Genomic DNA, 13,669 nt, shown 5'->3' with positions numbered 1-13,669 from the left:
CATGACGCTCGAAGCGACGGTCTCCCCCGAGAAAAGCCTGGGTGGAACCGACGGAAGCCGCCGTCAGTACGGAGTCACGCGTCCTCCGGCGGATCCAGTCCATGGGCGTCCTCCAGCAGTTCGCGCAGCCGCCCCCCGAACCGGGCCGCGGCCGCACCGTCGACGACGTCGTGGTCGACGGTCACGGTGAGGTCGAGGATTTCGCGGTTCCGGAGTTCGCCGTCGACGAATCGCGGCTTCTCGTCGATCCCGCCGACGGTCAACTGCACGGTGTAGTTCGTCGGGCTGATCGCCCAGCCGCCGCCCGCCCCGAACATCCCGACGGAGGTCACGGCGACCGTGCCCGCCAGGCGCTTCCAGCGCCGGGGGAACACCTGCGGGAGCCGCCAGACGAGCCGGCGAATCGGACCCGGAAGTCGGAGTGCGATCCTGCCGGCCCAGGAGAGGTTCGTCGGGTCCGAGGACGCCTGCGCGCTCCGGATCTCGTCGTGGATCGACCGGACGGACCGCTCGTTCGCGCGCCGGAGCACGTGGGGCACGCCGACCTGCTCGCCGTCGATCGTCGTCTCGACCAGCACGTTCACGTCGACGTCCTCGAAGACGTGCACCCGCCCGCGCCAGTCCCGGTACGCGTTGACGTCGGGATGGTCCTCGATCGCCCGGGCGAGACAGGAGACGACGAAGGCGGTGAACGAGAGGGGCTCGCCCGTCTCGGCCTCCGCGTCGTCGATCGCCGCTCTCGCGTCCGTGACGTCGACCTCGACGAGCCCGTGGACGTTGCTCCGCCGGCCGGCCATCCGCATGTAGTCGACCGTCCCGCGACGGCGAGGCGACAGCGGCTCGATCCGGTCGTCGCCGCCGTTCATACGTCCCCTTCGGTGGTTCGCAGCATAGCCGTTGTGTCGCCGTCGAGTGCGCGGTCGACGTCGTCGCCCGATCCCGACCGATCGGAAGGCGTTTCACGACCCCCACGCAACCAAATCGCATGAGCGAGCCCACGAAGATCGTGCTGACGGTGGTCGCGATCGCAGCGGTCCTGACGCTTGCGCTGATCGGCGTCTACGTCGCCTGATGTTCAGCGAGCGCGCGCTGTCGGCACCGGTCGCCGCCGTCCGCGAGCGCCACGCTCCCGACGCCCAGATCCTCGACACCGAGCAGGACTTCGAGACCCTCGATCCCGCGGTCGCGGAGGACCTCGGCCTGCTGGTCGATCGTCTCGAACCGCATCGCTACCCGGCGGCGTGGCTGCCCCCGGACTCGCCAGCACTGTTGGAACAGTACGCCAGCAGCGACTTCACGATCGGTGCGCCCGGCGACGGCAGCGTCGTCTGGACGCGCCAGACCGAGCCGCCGACGATCCTGGTCAAACCGCGGATCGAGGGCTCTCCGGAATCCTTCGTCGACTTCCTGCTCGCACACGCGCTGGTACAACTGGGGCTGGATGTCTCGGTGCCGGGCGTCGAGGACGGGGGAGCGTCGGGCGACGGCGCTGTCGAGACCGGCGGCCCCGGATCGCCACCGTCCACGAGCCCGCCGCCCGAACACTTCCTCGGCTTCTTCCGGGAGCACTACCCGGCGCTTGCCGACGCCACGCCGCTCGATCCGGCGGGAACCTACCAGCTCGCGGCGGCGCTGTACGACGCCTGGCTCGGCCTCCACACGCGGGACGTGTTCGCGGAATGGGTCGGCGCCGATGACGAGGATCTGTCCAAGCTCGGCGACGCATGGCAGGACGCCGGCGATCGGCTCGAAGGGAGGCTCGACGGGCTTCCCGGCGAGGTGGCCCGGGGCGAGACCGACTTCCCCGACGCCGCGGAACTGGCCTGCGCTGCCGTGAAGCACGCACTGGAACTGCCCGCTCCGTACGCGGCGCTGGACACCGAGGCCTACCGAAATCGTGGGGCCCCGTTCGCGGTGAAGTGGGCGGAGAAGACCTTCGACGCCCTGGAGTGAGGGTTGAATTCGGGTGAACCTGGATCGGTCTGCAGTTGCGAGTCAGCACACGGTACCGCGACCGCAATCGCCTACGGAAGCCCCACCCGTCGATTGGATTCCGGCCAGCGACCGCGTTCGGAATCCAGTCGGCCGTAGCCTGCTCGGCGGTCCACCGCACTTAGACCCGCCCATGACCCACGGGGTGGGATTGGAAGGGGCCGACCGGTCGCGTTCGCTCGGGAAGCAAGCACCGCAGGTGAGCGAGTGGAACGAGCGAACCGAGGAGCACAGCGACCGAGCGGGCGCGAGCGGGAGGGGGCTTCCAAGCGGTTTACAGCGGTAACTCTCTTCCCGGCAAACCCAATCTAGTACGTCGGGTTCTCCTCTTCGACGCCCTCGCGCTGATTGACCAGCCGGGCCATTACGAACAGGAGATCGGAGAGCCGGTTCAGGTACACCATCGCGGCCTCGTTGGCGCCCTCCTTCGATGCGAAGTCCACGGCACGGCGCTCGGCCCGCCGACTCACGGCTCGCGCTTGATGCAACTTCGCGCCCTCCTCGCTTCCCCCAGGCAAAATGAACGATTCCAGGGGCTCCAGCTCCTCCTGAAACTCGTCGATCCACGCTTCGAGTTCGTCGGCGTGTTCTTCCCGCACGATCGGATCGTCCTCGTCGGGATCGGGGTTCGCGAAGTCGGCCTGCACGACGTGGAGGTGGTTCTGGACCGCGGCGAGGGCCTCCTCGACGTCCTCGAACGCGGAGGGACGGACCGTCCCGACGACGGCGTTGAGTTCGTCGACCGTGCCGTAGGCCTCGATCCGGGGGCTGGTCTTCGAGACGCGGGACATGTCCCTGAGGTCGGTCATCCCCTCGTCGCCGCGGCCGGTGTAGATCTTCATGGCCGGGAGGAGGGTGGGCAGTCACTTGGGTGTCCCGCCGAATACCCATCCGAGTTACCAAGAGGAGAGTTCTGGACGACAGCCCAAACGACTATTTTCTGAACCTTCGAAGCGGATCTATGATACCGGTTGGAGACCTGGGAGATGGGACAGGATACAGCGATGCGACCGGTCGACTCGCGGGTCGCGTGACGAGACTGTTTGGTCTCGCTGTAGTGCTCTTCGGCTTCTATACCCTGTTCAAGCTATACACCGATCTCGGCGTGCTTGCCCAGCGATACGTCATGTCTCTCGGGATGGTCTCGTTCACGTTCACTGAGCAAACCATCGAAGGCACGAAAATAGGTGTCGCAGTGCAGCTCACTGCATTCGCCCTCGTTTGTTTCTTCGTTGGCGGAATGACGCTCGTAGAGTCGACACGAATCAAGTCGACGATATAGGCCCCGCGCTCGGCTCAGAAAGCAGTCCACGGCAGACGGGGAAGGCTGTCTGAAAAGCGTCGATGCTAGACAGCTACCCATCGGCCTCGACCCGCGACAGCCGCATCGCGTTCCCGGTCACGCCGATGGTCATCCCGGCATCGCCCGCCAGGACGGCCAGCCAGATCGGCACCAGTCCGAACGGCACCGCGAGCGCCAATCCGGCCTTCACGCCGAGGCTCGCCACGACGTTCTGCCGGATGACGCCGTTCGCGTCGCCGGCGAGTTCGTAGAGGTAGGGCAGCTTCGAGAGGTCGTCGGAGAGCAGCGCGACGTCGGCGGTCTCCAGGGCGGTGTCGGTCCCCGCGGCGCCCATCGCGACGCCGACGGTCGCCGTCGCGAGCGCCGGCGCGTCGTTGATCCCGTCGCCGACCATCGCCACGCCGCCCTCCGTGTCTGCATCCAGCTTCTCCACCGCCTCGACCTTCTCCTCGGGCAACAGTTCGGCCTGGAACTCGTCGACCCCGACCTGCTCGGCGATCGCGCGGGCTGTCCGCTCGTTGTCGCCGGTGAGCATCACCGTGCGGTCGACGCCGAGGTCGCGCAGGCGCTCGATCGTACGCTTGGCTTCGGGGCGGACCTCGTCCGCGACGGCGATGACGCCCTCGAGTTCGTCGTCGGTGCCGACGAGCACGACGGTCTTGCCCTCGGCCTGGAGTTCGGGCACCGTCTCCTCCAGGAGATCGAGGCAGTTGTTCCGGTCACAAATCTGCCTGGCGGTCCGCGTCACAACGCCGCCGTCGGTCGTCGCGTGGACGTGGGACAGGTCGAAGCCGAGTTCGTCGAAGAGACCGGGCTTGCCCGCGAAGTGGGGCGTCCCACCGAGTTCTGCGCGGACGCCCTTGCCAGTGATCGACTCGAAGTCGTCGACCGCGCGATTGCCCGACGCCACGCCTGCCGCACCGGCTTCCGCGACGATCGCTTCGCCGATGGGGTGCTCCGAGCGGGTCTCGAGGCCGTGAGCGCACGCCAGCACGTCCTCCTGGGAGTTCCCGTTCAGCGGCACGACGTCGGTCACGGTCAACGCGCCCTTCGTCAGCGTCCCGGTCTTGTCGAAGGCGACGGCGTCGACGGCGCCCATCGCCTCGAGGTGATTGCCGCCCTTGATCAGGACCCCGTTCTTCGCGGCGCTGGTGATCCCCGAGACCACCGAGACGGGCGTCGAGATGACGAAGGCGCAGGGGCAGGCGAGCACGAGCAGCGTGAGACCGTACACCACGGCCGTCGGCCAGGTGACGCCCATCAGGAACGGCGTCCCGAGCGTCACGAGGATGGCGAACGCGACGACCGCGGGCGTGTAGTAGTCCGCGAAGCGCTCGACGAACTGCTCCCGCTCGGTCTTGTTCGCCTGCGCGTCCTCGACCAACTCCACGATGCGGGAGAGCGTCGTGTCCGAGGCCTCGGCGGTGACCTGCACCTCGAGATACCCCTCCTCGTTGATCGTCCCGGCGTAGACCTCGTCGCCGACGGTCTTGTCGACGGGCACCGACTCGCCCGTGATCGGCGCCTGGTTCACCGCGCTCTCGCCATCGGTCACCTCGCCGTCGGTGGGGACCTGCTCCCCGGGGCGCACGACGACGACCTCGCCGATTTCGAGTGCACCGACGGGCACCGTCACCTCCTCGCCGTCACGCCACACTGTCGCCTCCTCTGGCGAAAGTTCGACCAGCTCCTCGAAGGAGCTGCGGGCCCGCTGCATCGACGCGGTCTCGAGCAGTTCCGCGATCGAGAACAGGACGGCGAGCGTCGCGGCCTCGAAGTACAGCGCCTCGCCGAAGCCGACGCTCGCGACCAGCGCGCCGACGATCGCCGTCGACATCAGAAAGTCGATGTCGAGGTTCCGCTGCCGGGCGGAAACGACGCCGCCACGGAGGATCTCCTGCCCGCCGATCGAAACGGCACCGACGAAGAGGACGTCCGCGAGGTGAAGTTCGCTGCCCAGCACCGTCGCGACCTGCGGGTCCGCGCCAGCGACGACGAACTCGAGTCCGAGACCGATCGCGAGCAACGCACCGGCGATCCAGGTCTTCACCGCCCGCGAACTCGTCAGCAGGCGCTGCTCCGTGGCGGCGTCGGTCGCGTGATCGTCCGCCCCGTCGCCGTCCCGATCGGCAGCACCGCCGCCGCTCTCGGACGGTGCGTCGACGACCTCGTAGCCAGCCGCTTCGATCGACGCGACGATTTCCTCGATCGAGATCCCTGCGGAGTCGTAGGTGAGCTTCAGCGTGCCCGTCGTCGGGCGGGTGTCGAACGCCGCGACGCCGTCGATCCCCTCGATCGCGTGCTCGACCTTGCCCGCACACGAGGCGCAGTCCATGTCGGGGACCGACAGCCGGAGCTCGGCGGTGGCGTCGTCGCCACCGGCGGCCCCGTCGTCCCTGCCAGCAGCGCCGTCGGCAGCGTCAGCAGTCATCGAGTCGGCCTAGCCGATACACTGTTATTAACTTGGCTGCGAACATTCGGGTCGAATCTGACTAACCTTGGCAAAGGATAGCGTTCCAATTATTAAATCGACCTGCCATCGCCGTCATGGACGGGCCCGGTCGAGGCACCGATCGTCGAGCTGGCTCGTCAGTGCTGGCGGCGGAGGAGCCGCTAGATCGCGCCGAACCGGAAGATCGCCACGTACAGCTGCCAGACGCCGGCCAGCACCATCGTGACTGCCGCGACCGTCTGGATGGCACCGCTGTGCCTGCCCAGTCGCTGCCACTCGTCGACGCCGGCGCCCGCCAGCAGCGTCACGCCGACCAGCGGCGCGGCGACGGCCAGTGCGTAGACCCCCAGAACGAGTGCGGCAGGCCCGATACCGAAGCCCAGCGCCTGCGTCAGGACGCCGACGAACAGGGGAACGACGCAGCCGGCGGCGGCCACGGCGTAGGCGGCGCCGAAGACGCCGAAGCCGACCACCGACGAGGGGCGTTCCGGGAGCGCGATCCGCAGCTCCGGCGATCGGCCGAGCAGGATCGCGACCCCGAGCGCCACGAGGCCGATGCCGATCACCGGCTCGAGGGTCGGAAGCGCGGCCTTCACCGGCTGGCCGACGATCAGGACCACGGCGGCGACGACGGCGAGTGCGGCCAGTGCCCCGCCGGCTGCCGCACCGGCGGGCAGGACCATCGACGTCTCCTGATCGTTCTCGTGGACGTAGTAGCCGACGTAGCCTGGGAGGAGCGGAAACGCGCAGGGCGCGAAGAAGGTCGCCACGCCCGCCGTGGCGGCGAACGCCAGTGCACCGACGACGGTCTCGGCCACGCTAGACCAACTCGTCGAGTTCCCGTCGGAGGGGTCCGGCCTCCACCAGCCCACCGTCCTGGAAGCGGATCGACCCGTCTGCGTCGGCGATCGCGACGTAGGGGAGCCCGCTCGCGCCGAATGCGGCGAGCAGGTCGCTGCCCGGATCGAGCCCCAGCGTCCAGTTGCCGTCGTGGTCGTTCCACCACGCGGCGATGTCCTCGCGGGTGAGCGCGTCGCTCGGGCGCTCGTTCGTGACGGAGACGAACTCGACGGACGGATACGACGACCGGACGTCGTCGAGGATCGCGAGTTGCTCGTCGCAGGGCGGACACCACGTCGCGAACAGATCCACGACGGTCACGGAGCCGGGGATCGGGACCGGCGTCTCGCCCGCGCTCGATCCACGCGCGTCGAGGGTCTCGACGGTAATCGGTAGCCGGGACGCCGTGGATTCCCGGCCCGGGATGCCGTTTTTCGCGATCCACGCGCTCCCGCCGGTGAGCCCCAGGCCCGCGACCGCGGCCAGCGCCTGCCGTCGCCTCACGCGGATCTCACCGTCGCAAGGTCGTCGACGATTCGGTCCTGATCGGGCGATTGCGACCGGTAAGCGCGCTCGACGTAGCCGTCGGCGTTGACGAGCGTCGTCATCGCGCCGTGGGTGAACATGTACATGTCCATGTCCTCGGGGTGAGTGCGCTGGAAGACGACGCCGAACTGCTCGTCCACGACGGTCCTCGCCCGGTCGGGAGACTCGGGGCGGAGGAACTGCCAGTTCCCCGCCGAGAGGTCGACGTTCATCTGGTCGGCGTAGTCCTGCAGGCGCTCCGCCGTGTCGCGCTCGGGGTCGAACGTGATGGGGAGGAACTGCACCTCGTCGGCGTACCCGTTGGTCTGTGCGTGAGCCTGGACGTTCCGGAGCGTCGAGATCAACACCGGACAGACGGTCTGGCAACTGCTGTAGAAGTAGGTGAGCAGCGCCGGCTCGTCGAGTTCGCGAACCGAGACGGGCGATTCGCCCGGGATCGCAGGGAGGGTGACGTCGGGGACGCGTTCGCCCCAGGCCGGGTAGGGTACGTCGGCGCTCTCGAACTGGCGATCCGGTTCGTCGAGCACGACGTTCCCGTCGCCGCCACCGCCGTCGCCACCGAGACAGCCCGCGATTCCCAGGGTTGCCGCGCCGCCGAGTCGGGACAGCACCGTTCGTCGGTTCATTTGACGAAATTCCGGGCTGGAGCGTATTTGGGCCGTCTGGTTTCCGAACGCCGCCCGAACCAGTTCGTGCGATCGAGGAATTTGGTATCGCAGTATGTGGTTCAATACTTAAAGTGCCGCCGTCGAGACCGCCGAGCGCGCGGTGGGCGGGACCGAGCGGCGGCGCTACAGCCGCGAGAATCGAACCGTTGAAACCGTCCCGCGCCGGAACGACTGACGATGAGCGACGAACTCGAACTCGAGTGCCCCGAGTGTGGCGAGGAGCGGACCTTCTGGCTCACCGCACGCACGGAGGTCCACATCGGTCGGAAGCGCAAGTTCCGGTGTGCAGAGTGCAACTACGGGATCGTTCGCATCGACCACACGGTCGATACGTCGGTCCAGGCCTGAGACCGGTCACACCACGCCGCCCTCCGGAGCGCACGCGCTGGATCCGATCCTGGAGACTCCAGGGCAGCCCCGCTCTACGTGACGGAGAAGTTCTCGAAGACGACCTCGAACCCCTCGCCCTGGGGCGCAGCGGCCATCGGCCCGACCCGCAGCGTCTCGGCGTCGCTGAGGTAGCCCTGGCGGAGCAGCATGAACGCCTCGCCGTCGAGCGAGTAGGACACTTCCACGGCCGAACCGATCCGCTCGACCTGGATCCACACAGAGTCCGGGTCCTCGGCCAGCGGGAGCACGGACCAGTCCGACGCGTCGCGTGTGATCACCGCACCGGCCTGCTGGACGCCGTCGAGGAGTTCGACGCCGCACTTTACCCACGTGGTCTCGTCCTCGCGCACCATCAACCCGGCCTGGTCGTACTGGGCCGCGTAGTCCCCTGTGAGCTTCACCGTCGCGGTGAAATCGCCGGACACGTCGCGGTGATAGAAGTGGGCGTCGTCGGCGACGAAGTCGTGGAGCGTGTGCCGCCAGAAGTCGGTGTCGCCCTCGACGGCGACGGTGAGACGATCGTCGGTTTCGGACCACTCGGCAGGCTCGTTGTACCAGTCCATGCGTTGGCCTGGATCGGAGCCTTGCGGGTATCAACCCGGCGGACGGGGAACCGGGCTATCGATCCCGACGTGCGACGTAGTTCACGATGTCGTCGTCGGACGCGATCGGTTCTCGGTGAGCGATCTCGTATCCGAGTCGGTCGAACTCCGCTTCGATTTCGTCGTGCGAACCGCCCAGGTGTGGGTGCGCCTCGACTGTGAGCAGTCTGGGACGGCACTCCAGTCCGCGGAGCACGTCGAGTTCGGCACCCTCACAGTCGACGTCGAGCACGTCGCAGTCCGGAATCGCCGACGGCGGACGGACGTCCCCGTCGGCCCGGCCGAAGATCCGCTCGCTGGAGTCAGACACCGAGCCGATCGCTGCGTGCTCGAGCGTGACGACGTCGGCGACGCGATTGACCTCGACGGTCCGTCGAACGATCTCCAGCATCTCCGAGGCCGGTTCGAACGTCGTGACCTCGCCCTCGAAGTGCGTCATCCGAGCCGCCACGACGGTGCTCGTGCCCCAGCCACCGCCCACGACGACCACACGATCCCCGCGGCGAACGTGCCGTCTGAGGGCAGCCACCACCGTTTCTTCGTGGGTCGGATACGTGTCGACGCCCTCCTCGAGATCGGTGCTCGGGACGGCGACGCCGTTCAGGACGCGCGTCCGAACTGTCGCCTCCTCGGTCGCGTCGATCATACCGCGTCGAGCAGGTCCCCGGGCTTCAACGTTCGGCCCCTGTGCCAGCACCTCACGCGGGAGCAGCGTCGACGACAGGCGAAACCACGCCGGTCAGTCCCAGACCAGCCACTCGCCCTCGTGCTTCCGGAGTTCGTGCTCGTTGGTCAACTCCTCGTCGTTGACGACGAGGACGTACTCCACGGTCGCACGCGAATCGGTCTTCTCCACGAGCGTCGTCGATTCGATGGCGATGTGCGCGTCTCCGAAGCCGGCCACGGCCGGGTTCTCCGCGAGCGGGCCGTCCGGGTGGATGTAGGATCGCGCCTCCTCCGCGTTCCCCGCGTCGATCGCCGCGTAGAGATCCTCGACCGTCTGTTCGGGGGCGCTCTTGCCGCCGCCGTCGCCGCCGAGGAGCCCGGAACAACCGGCCATCGCCGCCGTGGTCGCTGCCGTCGCCGCCGACAGGAAACGTCGTCGTTGCATACGAGACGAAGCACCGACTCGTCCCGGAAATGAATACTGGAATCGGTGGCATCGTTCGAAACATAAGCTGGCGTAGGAGCCAGTACGACGTGCCCGGTGACGGCCCGGACGATCACTCGATCGCGTCGGCGAGACGCTCCAGGTCGGAGACCTCGAGTTCGGGCTCGTGGGGGAGTTCGACGCCGTCGTTGTGCGAGCGTCGGACGAACGCCGCGTCGACGCCCACGCGGCGCGCCACCTCGATGTCCTTGACGCTGTCCCCAACGTAGATCGCGTCCTCGACACCGATCTCGTCGAGCGCCTTGTTCAGGTAGAACGGTTCGGGCTTCTTGTTCGCGACGTCCTCGATCGTCGGCTGCCGGCCGTAGACGACATCGAAGTGCTCCTCGAGTTCGTAGTGGTCGACGATCGTCTCGACGGTCGCGTGCTGGTTGTTCGAGACGACCCCCATCGGGCGCGAGATCCGCGAGAGGGCAGCGACGTCGGGGAAGAGGCTCTTCCCACCGTTCCGAACCAGTTCGGACTGGTGCCGCGAGCCTGCGGTGTCGCGAGCCTCCCACAGCTCGTGGGGGTCGAGATCGTAGGCATCGGCGACGGCGTGGACGTCGTCGACCGTGACGCCGATCAGCCGCTCGACGTGCTCGTCGGCAGGCTCGACCACCCCGACCTCGTTGAAGGCCTCCCGGATGGCCGCCCGGATCACGTCCCAGTCAGTTGGCTCGACGAGCACCCCGTCGTTGTCGAAGACGACCGCGTCGTACCCCATTCGAATGCAGGTTGGGGCCGAGGCTGCTTGAGCGGTTTGGGATCGGCTCGGGGGCAGGCAGGGGAACAGCCACCCGAGACAGCCGCTCGACTACCTGCCGGCCCTGGTGTACTGAAAGGGCGAGGCGTGCGTGGCGGTGAAGCCGCCAGGTGCAGGCGGTCGGCCGAGCCGACCGCTCCTGTCGCGATCGCTCGGGCGGCCCAATCGCGCCGCGGGCGGTGCGGAGAGCGGCGGGATGTGCCGGCGAGTGACCGCGAGACCGCCGAGGGCGTTCGAAGCGGCTGTTGCAGATGCGGTCTCGGGGAGTACGGGCGCGGCAGCCGATGAACCACTATCCGCGATACGAAATCCAGGCCCACCACCCGAATTCACCCGACCACGCATCCGAAACCCTAACCCGGAACACGCGCCTACCTCGGCCCGAATGGACGTCGAGACGATCCCGGAGTTGCCAACCGGCGCCGCCGAGCTACTGCGCGAGGACGGGATCGACTCGCTGTACCCGCCGCAAGCGGAGGCGGTCGAGGCGGGCGTCACGCAAGGGGATAACCTCGTCGCGAGCGTGCCGACCGCGAGCGGGAAGACGCTGATCGCCCAACTCGCGATGATCTCGGCGATCGACCGCGGCGGGACGGCGCTCTACATCGTCCCACTCCGGGCACTGGCCAGCGAGAAGGCCGCGGAGTTCGAGCAGCTGGAGGCGCTGGGCATCGACGTCGGCGTCTCCACCGGGAACTACGAGGCCAGCGGCGAGTGGCTCGCGAGCAAGGACCTGATCGTCGCGACCTCGGAGAAGGTGGACTCGCTCGTGCGCAACGGGGCCTCCTGGATCGAGAACCTCGGCTGCGTCGTCTCCGACGAGGTCCACCTGATCGACGACCCCGAGCGCGGCCCGACATTGGAAGTCACCCTCGCAAAGCTCCGCCAGCTGAACCCCGGCGCACAGATCGTCGCCCTCTCCGCGACGATCGACAACGCCGACGCGATCGCCGAGTGGCTGGACGCCGAACTCGTCGACACGGACTGGCGCCCGATCGACCTCCGGATGGGCGTGCACTACGGCGGCGCGGCGCACTTCGACGACGGCGAGGAGGGCCACACGCGCGAAGAGCTTCCCGTCGGGGCCAGCGAGTCCGCGACCGGTGCGATCGTCCGGGACACCCTGGAGGACGGCGGTTCGACGCTGGTGTTCGTCAACTCCAGGCGGAACGCCGAGGCGGCGGCGGGGCGACTCGGCTCCGTCGTCGAACCGAATCTGGAACCCGAGGAACGCGCCAAACTCGCCACGCTCGCCGAGGAGATCCGGGACGTCAGCGACACCGAGACCAGCGACGACCTCGCCGACGCCGTCGCGAAGGGCGCGGCCTTCCACCACGCCGGGCTCGCGAGCGAGCACCGCAGCCTCGTCGAGGACGCGTTCCGCGATCGGCTCGTGAAGGTCGTTTCCGCGACCCCCACGCTCGCGGCGGGCGTGAACACCCCGAGCCGCCGGGTCGTCGTCCGAGATTGGCGGCGCTTCGACGGGAACGCCGGCGGGATGCAGCCCCTGCCCGTCCTCGAGGTCCACCAGATGATGGGCCGGGCGGGCCGGCCGGGCATGGACCCCTACGGCGAGGCGCTCCTGCTCGCGAAGGGCCACGACGAACTCGACGAACTGTTCGATCGCTACGTCGAGGCCGATCCGGAGCCAGTGCAGTCGAAGCTCGCCGCCGAGCCCGCGCTCCGGACCCACGTCCTCGCGACGGTCGCCTCCGGGTTCGCCCGCTCCAGAGAGGAGCTCCTCTCCTTCCTCGAAGAAACGCTCTACGCCAGCCAGACCAGCGAGGCCGGCCGCATCGGGCGCGTGGTCGAGGACGTCCTCGTCTACCTCCAGCGCAACGACTTCCTCGAGCGGGACGGCGGAACGCTCACGGCGACCAACCTCGGACACACCGTCTCGCGGCTCTACCTCGACCCGATGAGCGCCGCGACGATCGTCGACGGCATCGAGCACGCGCTGGTGGTCGACGACGGGAGTGCGTCGGGAGATTCGGCGGCAGAACGCCGCGACGAAACCAGTGAGGAGGTCCCGCTCGACGACGCCGAGGCCGCGCTCAACGAGGAGAGCGCCAGCGGCGGATTCACGCCGGCCAGCGAACTCGTCGATTCCGCCACTGCCGGTGACGACGCGGCTGATGGCGCCGAGAATGACGTAGAAGCAGCGACCGAACCGGCCGAGGACGCCGGCCCGACCTACGCCGACGACGTGCCCCTCACCCCGCTCGCGTTGTACCACCTCGTCTCGCGCACACCGGACATGTACGAACTGTACCTCCGCTCGGGCGATCGCGAGACCTACAGCGAACTCTACTACGAGCACGAGACGGAGCTACTGGGCGCCGCACCGAGCGAGTACGAGGAGGACCGCTTCGAGCACTGGCTGTCGGCGCTCAAGACCGCGAAACTGCTGGAGGACTGGGCGGAGGAACTCGACGAGGACAAGATCACGAACCGCTACGGCGTCGGCCCCGGCGACATCCGCTCGAAGGTCGACACCGCCGAGTGGCTGCTCGGCGCGACCGAGGAGATCGTCGCGGAACTCGGCGCGCCGGTCGTCGACGACGTCCGGGAGGCCAGGATGCGCGTCCAGCACGGCGTGAAGGACGAACTCCTCGAACTCGTCGGGGTACGGGGCGTCGGTCGCAAGCGGGCGCGGCGGCTCTATCGCGCCGGGATCGAGAACCGGGAGGCGCTCCGGACGGCGGACAAGAGCGTGATTCTCGGTGCCCTCCGTGGCCGCGAGGCGACCGCGGAGACCATCCTCGAGAACGCCGGGCGAGAGGACGCCTCGATGGAGGCCGTCGAACCGGACGAGGACGCGGAGGCGAGCGTGGAGGCAGCGAGCGGATCGGGCGGAAGCGGCGGCGGACCGGACGCCAGCGCCGACGACGACGCCAACGGCGACCAGGCGAACCTGGGTGACTTCTCGTGACCGAGCGCGGCGATCGGCGGGCCCGCCA

At 68.4% G+C, this 13,669-nt stretch carries 14 protein-coding genes; 4 read left to right on the top strand and 10 right to left on the bottom strand.

All coding sequences use genetic code 11. The features are described from left to right. Positions 1-74: 74 nt before the first annotated feature. Positions 75-866, bottom strand: a complete 792-nt coding sequence (locus L593_RS08470) for a 2-oxo acid dehydrogenase subunit E2 (RefSeq protein ID WP_020446541.1) — start codon at positions 864-866, stop codon at positions 75-77. A gap of 205 nt (positions 867-1,071) precedes the next feature. On the opposite strand from L593_RS08470, the gene L593_RS08465 reads away from it, so the two are divergent. Then, positions 1,072-1,953 carry a hypothetical protein gene (locus tag L593_RS08465; protein ID WP_020446540.1) on the top strand — a complete coding sequence of 294 codons (882 nt, stop codon included), beginning with the start codon at positions 1,072-1,074 and terminating at the stop codon, positions 1,951-1,953. Positions 1,954-2,300: 347 nt separating this feature from the next. On the opposite strand, the gene L593_RS08460 is transcribed toward L593_RS08465, so the two are convergent. After that, positions 2,301-2,834 carry a cob(I)yrinic acid a,c-diamide adenosyltransferase gene (locus L593_RS08460; protein WP_020446539.1) on the bottom strand — a complete coding sequence of 178 codons (534 nt, stop codon included), beginning with the start codon at positions 2,832-2,834 and terminating at the stop codon, positions 2,301-2,303. Positions 2,835-2,953: 119 nt separating this feature from the next. On the opposite strand from L593_RS08460, the gene L593_RS08455 reads away from it, so the two are divergent. Beyond that, positions 2,954-3,274 carry a hypothetical protein gene (locus L593_RS08455; RefSeq protein WP_049893998.1) on the top strand — a complete coding sequence of 107 codons (321 nt, stop codon included), beginning with the start codon at positions 2,954-2,956 and terminating at the stop codon, positions 3,272-3,274. Between the two features lie 73 nt (positions 3,275-3,347). Here L593_RS08455 and L593_RS08450 read toward each other — a convergent pair whose 3' ends face one another. From L593_RS08450 to L593_RS08435, 4 genes are all read right to left on the bottom strand, one after another. Beyond that, the gene (locus L593_RS08450; protein ID WP_020446537.1) at positions 3,348-5,726 is read right to left on the bottom strand and encodes a cation-translocating P-type ATPase; all 2,379 of its coding nucleotides are present in this window, start codon (positions 5,724-5,726) and stop codon (positions 3,348-3,350) included. Positions 5,727-5,908: 182 nt separating this feature from the next. After that, positions 5,909-6,565, bottom strand: coding sequence for a cytochrome c biogenesis protein CcdA (locus tag L593_RS08445; RefSeq protein ID WP_020446536.1), 657 nt, complete (start codon positions 6,563-6,565; stop codon positions 5,909-5,911). 1 nt (position 6,566) lies between these two features. Next, complete coding sequence (locus tag L593_RS08440; RefSeq protein WP_020446535.1) at positions 6,567-7,091, bottom strand: TlpA disulfide reductase family protein; 525 nt, start codon at positions 7,089-7,091, stop codon at positions 6,567-6,569. Continuing rightward, the gene (locus tag L593_RS08435; protein ID WP_020446534.1) at positions 7,088-7,759 is read right to left on the bottom strand and encodes an SCO family protein; all 672 of its coding nucleotides are present in this window, start codon (positions 7,757-7,759) and stop codon (positions 7,088-7,090) included. The genes L593_RS08440 and L593_RS08435 overlap by 4 nt, the downstream gene beginning before the upstream one ends. A 219-nt stretch (positions 7,760-7,978) precedes the next feature. On the opposite strand from L593_RS08435, the gene L593_RS15990 reads away from it, so the two are divergent. Further along, the gene (locus L593_RS15990) at positions 7,979-8,149 is read left to right on the top strand and encodes a hypothetical protein (protein WP_020446533.1); all 171 of its coding nucleotides are present in this window, start codon (positions 7,979-7,981) and stop codon (positions 8,147-8,149) included. Positions 8,150-8,223: 74 nt separating this feature from the next. On the opposite strand, the gene L593_RS08430 is transcribed toward L593_RS15990, so the two are convergent. The 4 genes from L593_RS08430 to L593_RS08415 form a co-directional block, all read right to left on the bottom strand. Continuing rightward, positions 8,224-8,754, bottom strand: coding sequence for a DUF1349 domain-containing protein (locus L593_RS08430; protein WP_020446532.1), 531 nt, complete (start codon positions 8,752-8,754; stop codon positions 8,224-8,226). A 55-nt stretch (positions 8,755-8,809) separates the two neighbouring features. After that, positions 8,810-9,439, bottom strand: a complete 630-nt coding sequence (locus L593_RS08425) for an FkbM family methyltransferase (protein ID WP_020446531.1) — start codon at positions 9,437-9,439, stop codon at positions 8,810-8,812. A 93-nt stretch (positions 9,440-9,532) separates the two neighbouring features. After that, entirely contained in the window at positions 9,533-9,904 is a 372-nt protein-coding gene (locus tag L593_RS08420; RefSeq protein WP_020446530.1) for a hypothetical protein, read from the bottom strand. A 112-nt stretch (positions 9,905-10,016) separates the two neighbouring features. After that, on the bottom strand, positions 10,017-10,670 hold the full coding sequence (locus L593_RS08415) for an HAD family hydrolase (protein WP_020446529.1): 654 nt from the start codon (positions 10,668-10,670) through the stop codon (positions 10,017-10,019). 424 nt (positions 10,671-11,094) lie between these two features. Here L593_RS08415 and L593_RS08410 point away from each other — a divergent pair, with 424 nt between their 5' ends. Next, entirely contained in the window at positions 11,095-13,641 is a 2,547-nt protein-coding gene (locus L593_RS08410) for an ATP-dependent DNA helicase (RefSeq protein WP_020446528.1), read from the top strand. The last annotated feature ends 28 nt before the right edge of the window (positions 13,642-13,669 follow it).

The organism is Salinarchaeum sp. Harcht-Bsk1, from assembly GCF_000403645.1.
In the GTDB taxonomy this organism is placed as follows: Archaea; Halobacteriota; Halobacteria; order Halobacteriales; family Salinarchaeaceae; genus Salinarchaeum.
Note: the sequence above shows the minus strand (reverse complement) of the source record. Positions and strands in the feature narration are given on the sequence as shown.